Genomic DNA, 11,719 nt, shown 5'->3' on the forward strand with positions numbered 1-11,719 from the left:
TTTATGCCACCTGACCTTTCTCTTGGTAGGACCCTGTTGTCCGCTTGCGAAGTTTGGATGCGATCCATTCTGCACCAGCACGTGCGATGATGTTGAGGAAGACGATCAATACCGACATCGCTGCTGCCGGAGCCACATCCCCGGCGTCATCCATGTTGACGATGGAGACAGATGCCAACTTGAAATCCGCTGCGTACAGAAAAACAACCGCCGAGATCGTCACCATCGAGTTGATGAAAAAGTACACCGCCATCTCGACAATCGCCGGCATACAGACGGGAATCGTGACGCGCCACATTAGCTTTGTCTGCGAGATCCCCATGGACTCTGCCGCTTGCTCGAACTCGGGATCGAGCTTTTTCAACGCGCTCGTTGCTGTAATGAAGCCGACTGCGAAAAAATGAATAACGTTCGCCAAAATCAAAATCCAGATCGTTCCGTACATACCGTGAAATGGATTCGACGGATTGTTGAAGAAGAAAATGTACGCTAGTCCAATGACCATCCCCGGCAATGCCAGCGGGAGAATCGACAGGAAGTATCCAGCTTGGCGAAGCCCCTTCCACACTTGGGATTTTTCAATCGTGTAGGCGGTAATAAACGTGACCGCCGTCCCGATCACTGCCGTCAGCAAGGCGACAAGAATGCTGTTCCACAGTGGCTCGATCCCTTCTCCAGCAACGTTGGAAAAGTCGTAATGATCCAAGCCGAAAGTCAGATTATACGGCCATACTTTGATGAAAGAAGCCAGCACCACCGTAGCCATGAGGAGCAGCAAAAATCCGCTGACGCTCACACAAAGAATGGAATAAAACAAGTCACGCAAACGATTCTCCTTGATTCGATACGGTTTGGACTTGGCTGTTACAGCCGCGTGTTGCTTCCGCTCAACAATCCGGTCCACGACAAACGCCACGAGAGCGGGAATAATCAAAAGCAGCCCAACCGTTGCTCCCATCGTCATATTTTGCTGACCGATGACCTGCTTGTAGACGTCTGTCGCCAGTACGGAAAACTGTCCGCCGACAACCTTTGGTGCTCCGAAGTCAGTAAACGAGAGAGTAAAACAGACAAAGCAGGCACTGACGATACCGTATTTCACGCTAGGAATCGTCACTACAAAAAACTTGCGCCAATGGTTCGCTCCGAGCGTATCCGCCGCTTCGTACAGCTGATAGTCGGCAAAAGCAAGAGAAACAGCGAGAATCAAATACGCTTGCGGGAAAACATAGACGATCTCCGCCAAAATAATCCCCACTGGGCCGTACAGATCGATGTCCCATTGAAACGGGAGCAACCCGAAGATTCCCGTCGTCACCAGCCCTTGATTCCCAAAGAGGTAGGTCAGGGCGATTCCGTGCATCATCGTGGGTGCAAACAGCGGCAGCAGCGCGATCGCCCGAAAGACTCGTTTTCCGCGAATCCCGCTACGCGTCAAGGCATACGCGAACAGAAAAGCGAGTGTGACTGCGATCAGCGTCGTCATCGTAGAAATATACAAGGTGTTATTCAGCGACCCTGCCAGTGCTGGGGTCGAAAAGTACGTAACGAAATTGTCCAGGCCGATGAACTGACCGTTCTTGTTATAGAATGCTTTGGAAAACAACTGGCCAAGTGGCAACAGAACACTCGCTAACAATCCAAGAACAACGAGAGCGATGAGCCACTTTTGCATGGCTTTTCCATCGAAGAGCGATGTCATTTCCTTCATGCTGCTCACCCCTGTTCCTCTATGGCTAGCGCATGCTCAAAGGTCAGCAAATTCTCCAACGGAAACTCTAGCCACACCTTTTTGTCTCGGGCAATTCCAAGTCTTTGTGCCTCGGCCGCTATCAAATCGATTGTCAGATGCTCTTTTTTTATCTGACCTTCCTCTTGCCACTCCAGAAAGATTCGGTAAAAAGCACCGCGAAATTCTATCTCGGAAATAGTCGCAGGTATGGCACATTCGGACTCGTTCTGCAAAAGCCGCACATGCTCCGGTCTGATCGCAAGTAAGCGATTCGGATCAGATTGCGCATTCTCAAAGCGACTGTACTCAAAAAAGTTGATCGCTCCGATAAAATCAGCAACAAACGGAGTGGCTGGTTTGTTATAGATCTCCTCGGGTGTACCTACCTGAACGACCTCGCCGTGATCCATGACGACGATCTTGTCAGCCATGGTCAATGCCTCATCCTGGTCATGCGTGACCATCACTGTTGTCATGCCGTACTGCTCATGCAAGCGCCGAATCTCCCGGCGCAGCTTTTGTCTTACCTTTGCATCTAATGCGGATAATGGTTCATCTAAAAGCAGAACATCCGGCGATAGTGCAATCGCTCGCGCCAAGGCAATTCGCTGCTGTTGACCGCCTGAGAGCTGGCTGGGATATTTGGCGGCGGCATGAGACAAATCTACCATGTCTAGCGCCTCTTCTACTTTGGCTGCGATCTCTTTTTTCCCCAGCTTCTTTTCTTGCAGGCCAAAGGCAATGTTTTCGGCAGCCGTCAAATTGGGAAACAAGGCGTACGACTGGAACATCATCGCAATGTTTCGTTTCGCTGGTGGCAGGGAAGTAATCTCCCTGCCTCCCAGGATCATCTTGCCTGTCGTCGGCTGCTCCAATCCAGCCAGCATTCTCAGTAATGTCGTTTTACCGCAGCCACTGGGACCGAGCAGACAAACAAATTCATTCTTGTCAATTTCGATGGAAATGTGCTCCAATGCGGCAAACAAACCAAAGCGTTTACTGACCCCTTGAATGGTTAGATAGGATTGTGTCATGCTGTTCTCCTCGCTGCTTACTTAGGTTCACTCTTGGTCGCGTATCGTTTTTCCCACTCACCCAAGATGTTGTCACGATTTTGTGCGGCTTGATTCAGGTCGAGCTTGATTAATTGCTTGATTGGATCTACTGCGTAACCTTCCGGGAGTGTCGCGCCTTCTTGCTTGACACTGACGATGGCGAAGTTCTGGTTATAGGCTTTCATGACTTCATCAGAGATGGCCCAGTCCAAGAACAGCTTGGCTTCTGGCTTGATCTCCCTCTTTTTCATCAAGGCATTCGCCTCTACATCCCAACCCGAGCCTTCTGTTGGAAAGACGACTTCAACGGGTGCACCTTTTTTCTTCTCGGTAATCGAACGGTAGCCAAAGGAAATGCCAATTGGATATTCACCCGATGCGGCCATTTTCGCTGGTTTCGAGCCTGAATGTGTGTAGATCGCCATATTTGCATGCAGCTTGTCAAGGTACGCCCAGCCTTCTTGCTCGCCTTTCAGTTGCATGATTCCGTTAATCGTGAGTAGCCCAGTTCCAGAAGACGCTGGATTCGGCATCACGATCAATCCTTTGTACTCCGGCTTGATCAAGTCTTCATATGAGCGTGGGATAGGCAAATTGCGTTTTTCTAGCTCTTTGGTATTGACCGCGATCGCTGTCTCCCACGCATCGATTCCTACCCAGCTTGCAGGTTCCTTGGAATCCTTAAACTCCGGGGATACTTTCTCGATTCCTTTTGGCGAATACCCCTCGAGCATGCCTTGCTGTTCGAGTACGAGTAGGCTTGTCGCTGCTGTTCCCCATACGACGTCTGCTTGTGGGTTGTCTTTTTCCGCCAGCAGCTTTGCTGTGATGATCCCTGTAGAATCACGGACGATATTGACCTTTACATCTGGATATTTTGCTTTGAAGGATTCCAAATACGTTTTGATCTGGTCATCCTCCAGCGCCGTATAAACAGTAATCTCTCCTGAGGCGGTTGTACTTTCCGCTTTGGAAGCTTGTGTGTTTGGTTGCGACCCTATTGATTGTCCACATCCTGCTAAAAACGCGATTGATAGAACGGAAGCAAGTAAAGGATAATGCCATTTTTTCATGAGAACCTCTCCTCTTTGCGGATTGTTCATTGCTTGATTCCTACGAAACCAATCTTACGGGGAAAATATTAAGCGGATGTGAACGAAACGTTAATAGATTGTTTTTATGTGTATTTAGTTGTGTTTAGTTGGATTTTAACACAAATAAAAACAACTGGGTAATAAAGGAAATACAAGGCGTATGTCGAAGTTACAAATGCCTTCATTCATAATTCAAAGGGGGATATGAGGATGAACCTAAAGGTGGAACCGTTGGATTTGCAAATGGCGGATATATCAGGTTCTAAATGGCAGGAGGTTAGAGCTGAGGAACTTGATATGGATAATGTCAGCTTGGCAAAGACCAAAATCAACAACGTAAATATGAGTCAAATGACTTTGAATGATGTGAATATGAGTGGAATCAAAATCTCGAACGCAAACTTGTCAGGCTTAGACATTCAGCATGCTAATCTTAGCCACGCTGTTATTGATCAGGCACATTTGTTTGGAACAGAATTTCATAACGTGGTTCTTCCGAATGAGGGAGATGGGAATTATGATCCCGATGGGCAGTATAAACCAGTAAGCTTTCACAGCTGTAGCCTTACTCGTGGGCAATTCAAAAATTGTGATTTATCCAATGTGGAGATAACGGATTGCGATATTACTGGGTTGAAAATAAACGGAATCTTGATTTCGGATTTAATCAAGGACAAATAAAGGACATTCACGTTTCGTTTGCACAAAAAAAGACTCAGTCATCCATTCAGGTAGAAAATGGGATGCGCTAAGTCTTTTGTTTTTTGCCTATCTTCTACTGCAAAGCAGCCTCCACAGCCGCCTCTGCATGAATCGCAGTCGTATCAAATACCGGGACCGTGCAATCTTCGGCTGTGATCAACAGACCGATTTCCGTGCAACCGAGGATGACTGCCTCAGCACCTTCCTTGACCAATCGCTCAATGATCGCCTGATATGTACGCTTGGATTCCTCGCGAATGGTTCCGACGCACAGCTCGTGATAGATGATGTCATGGACGAGTTTTCGCTCTTCTTCATCCGGCAGCAGTACCTCTAATCCGTGTACATCACGCAGCCGCCCTGTGTAGAACTCCTGCTCCATCGTAAATCGCGTCGCGAGCAGTGCCACTCGTTTATGCCCGTGGTTCGTGATCGCTTGGGCTGTCGCATCCGCGATATGAAGAAACGGCAAACTGGTCGCTTCCTCGATGGCATACGCCAGTTTGTGCATCGTATTTGTACAAAGAACGATCAGGTCGGCGCCTGCCGCTTCCAGACTTTTCGCCGCACTCGCCATCCGCTCTCCTGCTTCTTCCCATCTTCCTTCACGTTGCATTTCTTCGATCTCGGCAAAATCAACGGAATACATAATGCTTTTCGCCGAATGCAGACCGCCCAGCCTCTCCTTGACGGTTTCATTGATCAAACGGTAGTAGACCAAGGAGGACTCCCAGCTCATGCCGCCAATTAATCCGATTGTTTTCATTGTTTTCTACTCTCCTTTGTCGCTATCGTTGCCATTTGCGTTTTCCCATCCCGCCTGACGAAAACGGGTCTGTAGCAGTTCATGCGCCTTTTTCGTATTCAATGAAGTATTCAATGCTATTCCTCGTTCTTGCGCATCCGCTTCTGTTAACCAGGTTTCTTTTACACCATCAGCATTCAGCCCTAATGCCAGAGCCACCTTTTTGTAAAAAGAATAATAACTCTCTTTCTTTGCTGGACCGAGATGAAGCGTTCCGAGGTAAGAGCCGTGCAGCAGTTCGTGGATGGCATTCCCTACGTCTTCCACATGGATAAACGTCTTGTACAAATTGCCTGATCGGCTTACTTCTCTGCCAGCTTCCAGATCCGCACACATCGAAGCGATGCGTTTATCCCATTGCCCAGCCGCATTTCGACCATAAATCGGGCCCACTCGCACGATGACATGGTTGGGATGCCGCTCGCGAATGCGTGCTTCTCCCCGTATTTTGGCATTCGAATAAGTAGCTAACGGGTTTCTTTCATCTAATGGCTCGGGCTGATCTTCTTCCCGATAAGAGCCTGTGCCTTTTCCGAAAATACCGTCTGTGGAGACGAAGATCAATTTGCTCTTTTCTGGCAACTGAGAAAGCAGGGCATCCATGCCTTTTTCTATTAGCTCTCGTTCATCTGTTGCACTCATCAACGCCCAAATGACAACATGTGGTGAAAACTCTTGCAACCTCGCTGTAAAAGAAGGAGGATCAGTTACATCGATTTGGAGCAGATGACCAGCAGTTGATGCCGAAAAGCATGTACCTATGAGTTCAATAGCCTCGTCCTGCAAAAGCTCCTGATAGATTTGACTCCCCAAGTAGCCGCTTCCCCCAAGCAACAATACTCGGTGTTTCGCCATGGCTGTCTCCCTCCATTTCCGTTATGATCCAATATACCACTATCCCCCAAGGCATAAATAGTCCAAAACCCCAAAGCTTTCATTTTTTTAGCTGTCGTACTTCATATTACAATCCGTCATATCAAAAACTACTAGTAGTTAAAAGTTGTTTTTTAAAAGTCACCCAAGGACCTTGTAGAATTTATCCATCAAGGTCCGCTACTCTATTCAACTACGTTTACATGAAATCGGTTCTTCAATTCTGACCATGTGGCGTCACGAAATTCAACCTTGTTCGTAAACCCAATATAATGCTCAAAATTTTCTTCATCAAAAGTTGCATAATATTCTTGTTGGAATATCACATTCGAGTATTTATAAAAATCGTCGCCCTCCTTCACTACAACACATCGAAATAAACTGTCGATATCTATCGCTTTTATGATCTCGTCCTTTGTCTTTACTGAGAACCAAATAATTTTTGGTGGTGTATTATTTGGTTGGTCCCAGTGAGGAATTGTCTCTTCCCACGGCAATACCCATTCGGAATTAGTAAATAGACGTCTTTCATTGATGAATTCTTGAATCTCTAACTCGAATAAAAGAAGATTTCTTTCATAGAAAGAAAATAACAGGAAGGAATCGTTTTCTATTAGAAAACTAAGAATTTGAGCAACTTCCTCAGTTGACACATTATGTTTTAACATTCCAATTGATTTTATTAAGTTAAGTTCCATGCTATCCTCCTAATCGTTGAAATAGAAATGTTGGTCTGATCTAGTTCTCCCTGTAAGAGGATCAATATATTGAAAGTGAGTTGGAACATATTAGTTAGGATCGATTACATCTTTTTTGGAAGAGCTGTTCTGGTTCAAAATAAGCCATCTCTCCTATTTCATCAGCTTTCTATATACTTAAGTTACTCAAACCGCTTCACGTGCAATTGAAAAAACCTTGAGATAACATATTACCTCAAGATCCTTCATATTAATTTGAACTCAAAACAGTTGTCATTTTACTATCACTTTAAATCCTCTGCCATTTTTCTCTGCATCAGTAAAGACTTGGAGTAATTTTTCTGCATAATCGCCTAGATATTCAACACTTTTTTCATAATTCAACCATTCAATCGTTAGAGGTAATTCAATCCACGCAGTTAAACATTCCCATAACGAATCGAGATTATTTCCCCAATACGTATGATCATAATGCTCAGGCTCTACTAGTTTACTTCTTAAGATGTTGTGTAAAGTATCCCTAGAAGTAAACTCCTCACCGTTAATTTGTATAGTTTTCATATTGCCCCCAAATTATTTGATAGTTATCGGTATTGCCTTGATTCCCACCCTAATGCTCTTGCTTCATCTTTAGTAATATAGTTATCCGGTAACTTCCCATGCCTTTTTAATATACTTAGCGACTGCATTTCAATCTACACATGAATTATGCGTCCATTTTCCAAGATTTGAAACGAAGTAGGTATGGAAGTCCTTTACCATGAAATTATAAACCGTTGCGCGTTCCCTCTTAACCTCAATATTTTCAATAGCTAATTCACTTCCTTATAATCCATCTCCCCTGTTTTATCATCCTTAGCTAAGACTTTGTCACCTACCTCGATTTTCTCGATGCCTTCTCACCTTTATCTGTGAGAACCTTAGTCCCAGCTATATAACAATTACAATCATAGACATCATTTACTTCGTCAATTCATTCAGAAAAAGATGTTATCTAAATTAGTCTGGAATAACAAAAGGGACCCCCGACAGGCCCCCTTTTGTTGATAGGGTGTGACATGAATATGATTGTTCGCCCCAGACAATGGACGATTAAAGCAATAGACCAATATTGGATAAACGGGAGCCACTATGCAAGAATAAAAACCAGCTTTTCATAGCTGGTTTCTTTGTTCAGAAGTAGTCATTGTATAATTCTTGTTGCTGTTCCTCTGCAATGGCCTGAAGGTCATATGCGTTAATTCGAAATAACTGATAATCGCACATATCCGATTTTTTTGCGGCGAGCTTACTTAGAAATTTCGGAGAGCCTTCGTTTTCTTCATCGTAAACGAGCAAGATACCGTCTGAATTGGATAGCAAGAATTTGTCTTTCTCTCCAAGCTGCCAAACTCCCTGGTAAGGTGTTTGATAGACACTATTGATATAGTCAGCTTGCATCACAATATTTCGGTAGTAATCCTGGGTCTCTTCTTTCCACTTTTCCTCTTGATTCAAAAACGGAGTAATTACCGCCAGTTTTAGATGTGGATACTCCTTTTTCAATTCCAGAACAGTTTCGGCTGCCCACATTTCTACCCCGAGCTGACCTGATATGATGACCCATTCCAGTTCTTCCTCAAGGAATCTTACAAGTTCCCGCTTCAGTGCTTTCTTAATAATGGCTAACCCCGGATTTTTTTCATCGAAAATGCCCAGCTCGTGAGCCTTGTATCCTGAAACAAATAACCGTTTTAACATGTTGCCACCTCTAGTTTAAAAGAACTCTAGCAGAAAATAGATTTGTTTTCACTCGCTGCCTATTCATTCGTGTTCCGTCTCATATTTTTCTTATATTATCACAAATGATGTGTTCTAACTGTCGTGGAAGATTTTCATTCTACCTACTCTTCGACCTTACCTGTCAGGGCATTGATATCATTACCATCAATGGAATAGGCAAGAACCGGTTTGGCCAACCTTTCTCCATTAATGAATGGGTAGATGTATAACAGCTTAGTGGGTTTCGCCAGCAAGGCTTTGGCTGCTGCATCTATGGAGACAGCCTTCCTCTTATCCGGGAGCTTGGCAGGCTTTTGGTCGAGCTTTTGATGGTACTCGGTGATTTTCCCTGTGACTCCATTCACACCAACATCAATGCTTCGTCCGTATACCAGCGGAAGTCCCTCAACAGATGGCACAAACTCTACTACATACTTATGTGGATTCTCCCTATCAGGATTTACCCTGTAGTAGAACTCCTTCTCTTCCTGTTTGAGATATGTTTGCATGAACTGAACAGCTTTCTCAAGAACCTGCTTTTCGGACAATGTTGCCTTCCCTTTTTGGGGTTTGGCGTTCGAATAGCTTATAAAACCGATCACAACGCCATCCTTCGTAAACAAAACCTCATTTTCATCAGGGGAAACATAGACCCTTTCCGTTTCGCTTCTGTAGCCTTTGAATGTACTTAAGTTCAAGCTGATACCAAACTCGCTTTCGTAAATCCGCGTTGCCTCCTGCTCATTTTTCACCTTTACTGCTTTTCCACCAGGCATGAGGGAGATTGGTTTCCACCTCCAGGTTATGTATTAATCTAATTGGACAACTATTCCTTATTAAATTCAAGTTCTACCATTTTTTGCAAAAAAATGTTCCTGCATGAGGAACATGTGAAATAACATCCCGTATACGGATTATATTCGAGCCGCATCTTGAACGACCCACCGCCGTAGCTGCTCCTTGTTGTATAAGTCGTCTCTTCATAATGTATCGTAGTTGGTTCAACTGTAAAGCTTATCTGAACGTCTGGACCATCCGACTGTTTCGATGGGTTGAAGGCTTTTTGACCGCTTTCTTTGGTTGTTTGCTAGAAGCCGTCTGCACGGCCTTTGTCGACGACTGCTTTTTCGATTCAGGCTTGCTTGCTGCCACAGGTATGCATTGAAACCTAGCAATGCTACCAGACACGAGCCTCGCAAATCATTTCTTTCAGATTAGGACGATTGAGCATGATCCCTTGAAAATGAGGTTTGATTGATAACAATCTCTGGTTCTAATCACGTATAAATGCTTCTAGCAAATCAATCATTTCACGATTCCCCAACATTCTTGCTTCTGCGATCGGACTCCCCAACTTGGTCGGGTGTTCTGGGGCATACTGTGTAGCAAGAAGAGGATCTGCTCCATGTTCCAATAACAACTTTGCAATATGTAAGCGATTATCTTGAACTGCACGCATTAGTGGTGATCTAAAGTTCTGATAATTTAAATCAGGCTCAGCGCCATACTTAAGTAATTCGTTTACCATGTCATAATTATTTTTTGCTACTGCTAAGGTGATTATTGTGAACTGATCATACAGTAAGTTCGGATTTGCCCCGTTTTCTAGAAGTAACCTTGCAAGATCAAGTCGGCCGTTTGAAACTGCTGTTTGGAGTACAGTACTCTTGAAACCTCCTTTAATTTCTATCAGTAAGTTCGGATTTGCCCCGTTTTCAAGAAGTAACTTTGAAGCATCAAAGTGGCCGTTTGAAACTGCTAAATCGAGTGCAGTACTCTTGGAACCTTCTTTCACTTCTACATATGCATCAGGGTCCATTCCAGCTTTCAAAAATAATTTTAGAATATCTATTTCATTCTCAGAAGCGGCATCAATGAAAAATAGTGCGTTGAATTGAGGAACGAAAGCCTCTAATTCTTTTCTTGCCTGTCTTGCTTCTTCAGAAGCCATCTTATCATCTGAAATGGCCACAATTTTAACATTCGGGCCAACTCTTACAACTTGTTCATAATCGAGATTCATAGATACCTCGGGTTCTTGAAGAGTATTTATTGATGGCTGCTCCACCTTACTAGGTACTCTATAATTAGGATTGCTACTAGCAGTATCTTCTTGCTGATTTGGAAGTTCTTGATTATCTTCAGGCTCCGGTTCCTTAATAAGTAGTTCCTCATTAACAATCGTTTTCTGTTGTTGATTAGTAGAAGTTAAGGCTGGCTTTGATAATGAATTCGAACCTGTCATATTTTGTATGACAATCGTCCATATACTCACGCAAATCACCAAAACTAAAGCTAGGAGTAAACTCCGTTTCATTTTTATTGACATATCTTTTACCTCCTGATTAGGTAGATTATACCATAATCAGGAGTCATTTCCCTTCATAACGCAGCTCGACTAGCTGCACTATATTCAGATTGAACAAAATGAGATGGCATCAAACATGTTAAATTTAGGGGAATAACAAAAAAGAAAAGGGCCCTTAATAGGCCCTTTTTTCATGCTCTGAACATCCGTGTTTCTTGTCTGCTATTCAGTTACCTTCTACTCTTTGTTCAACTGATGAAAGTGGGTAAACAGCTGATCGCAGTCCTCACGCTTCTCGACCTTGATCATGTTCAAAACGCTCTGATCCTTACCGGAAAAATAGTCGCGCAGATGCTTATCCGAAAAACCATTCTCATGCGCATCCTCCGCAGTCGAGCAGTAATGAACGACCTTGATGCCGGACCAAATGATAGCCCCCACGCACATCGGGCAAGGCTCGCATGTCGCGTAAATTTCGCAGCCTGTCAAATCCATCGTGCCCAAGATCTTGCACGCTTCACGAATGGCTACCATTTCTGCGTGCTGGGAAGGGTCCATATCGGCCATCATGCGATTGCTGCATACGGCGATGATTTCGTCCCCTTTCACCACAGACGCTCCAAAAGGTCCGCCGAGCTTGTTGTCCATGCCTTCCATCGTTTTTTCCACTGCCAGCTTCATGTAATCCATT

13 protein-coding genes are annotated in these 11,719 nt (G+C 44.4%); 1 reads left to right on the forward strand and 12 read right to left on the reverse strand.

Translation table 11 applies throughout. The features are described from left to right. Position 1: 1 nt before the first annotated feature. From C7R92_RS10505 to C7R92_RS10515, 3 genes are read right to left on the reverse strand one after another with little or no spacing between them, the layout of a single operon-like run. Positions 2-1,711, reverse strand: coding sequence for a putative 2-aminoethylphosphonate ABC transporter permease subunit (locus C7R92_RS10505; RefSeq protein ID WP_106834213.1), 1,710 nt, complete (start codon positions 1,709-1,711; stop codon positions 2-4). A 5-nt stretch (positions 1,712-1,716) separates the two neighbouring features. After that, positions 1,717-2,766 (reverse strand): putative 2-aminoethylphosphonate ABC transporter ATP-binding protein, encoded by a 1,050-nt coding sequence (locus C7R92_RS10510; protein WP_106834214.1) that lies wholly within the window; start codon positions 2,764-2,766, stop codon positions 1,717-1,719. A 17-nt stretch (positions 2,767-2,783) separates the two neighbouring features. Then, entirely contained in the window at positions 2,784-3,860 is a 1,077-nt protein-coding gene (locus C7R92_RS10515; protein ID WP_106834215.1) for a putative 2-aminoethylphosphonate ABC transporter substrate-binding protein, read from the reverse strand. A gap of 231 nt (positions 3,861-4,091) precedes the next feature. Here C7R92_RS10515 and C7R92_RS10520 point away from each other — a divergent pair, with 231 nt between their 5' ends. Next, positions 4,092-4,562 (forward strand): pentapeptide repeat-containing protein, encoded by a 471-nt coding sequence (locus C7R92_RS10520; RefSeq protein WP_106834216.1) that lies wholly within the window; start codon positions 4,092-4,094, stop codon positions 4,560-4,562. Between the two features lie 94 nt (positions 4,563-4,656). On the opposite strand, the gene C7R92_RS10525 is transcribed toward C7R92_RS10520, so the two are convergent. The 9 genes from C7R92_RS10525 to C7R92_RS10565 all read right to left on the reverse strand — a co-directional run bounded on the left by C7R92_RS10525 (position 4,657) and on the right by C7R92_RS10565 (position 11,718). Next, the gene (locus C7R92_RS10525) at positions 4,657-5,349 is read right to left on the reverse strand and encodes an aspartate/glutamate racemase family protein (protein ID WP_106834217.1); all 693 of its coding nucleotides are present in this window, start codon (positions 5,347-5,349) and stop codon (positions 4,657-4,659) included. Between the two features lie 6 nt (positions 5,350-5,355). Next, positions 5,356-6,243, reverse strand: a complete 888-nt coding sequence (locus C7R92_RS10530; RefSeq protein WP_106834218.1) for a sugar nucleotide-binding protein — start codon at positions 6,241-6,243, stop codon at positions 5,356-5,358. Between the two features lie 203 nt (positions 6,244-6,446). Then, entirely contained in the window at positions 6,447-6,959 is a 513-nt protein-coding gene (locus C7R92_RS10535; RefSeq protein WP_106834219.1) for a hypothetical protein, read from the reverse strand. A gap of 273 nt (positions 6,960-7,232) precedes the next feature. Next, complete coding sequence (locus C7R92_RS10540; protein WP_106834220.1) at positions 7,233-7,520, reverse strand: barstar family protein; 288 nt, start codon at positions 7,518-7,520, stop codon at positions 7,233-7,235. A 129-nt stretch (positions 7,521-7,649) separates the two neighbouring features. After that, on the reverse strand, positions 7,650-7,769 hold the full coding sequence (locus C7R92_RS33270; RefSeq protein WP_328138458.1) for a polymorphic toxin-type HINT domain-containing protein: 120 nt from the start codon (positions 7,767-7,769) through the stop codon (positions 7,650-7,652). Between the two features lie 363 nt (positions 7,770-8,132). After that, complete coding sequence (locus tag C7R92_RS10550; protein WP_106834221.1) at positions 8,133-8,699, reverse strand: SLOG family protein; 567 nt, start codon at positions 8,697-8,699, stop codon at positions 8,133-8,135. Between the two features lie 143 nt (positions 8,700-8,842). Then, a complete protein-coding gene (locus C7R92_RS10555) occupies positions 8,843-9,472 on the reverse strand; it encodes a YcdB/YcdC domain-containing protein (protein ID WP_244195714.1) in 630 nt (209 codons plus the stop codon). Between the two features lie 521 nt (positions 9,473-9,993). Further along, the gene (locus C7R92_RS10560) at positions 9,994-11,049 is read right to left on the reverse strand and encodes an ankyrin repeat domain-containing protein (protein WP_106834222.1); all 1,056 of its coding nucleotides are present in this window, start codon (positions 11,047-11,049) and stop codon (positions 9,994-9,996) included. A gap of 216 nt (positions 11,050-11,265) precedes the next feature. Then, entirely contained in the window at positions 11,266-11,718 is a 453-nt protein-coding gene (locus tag C7R92_RS10565; protein WP_106834223.1) for a nucleoside deaminase, read from the reverse strand. Between the last annotated feature and the right edge of the window lies 1 nt (position 11,719).

Origin of the sequence: Brevibacillus porteri, assembly GCF_003013475.1 — a bacterium.
GTDB lineage: Bacteria > Bacillota > Bacilli > Brevibacillales > Brevibacillaceae > Brevibacillus > Brevibacillus porteri.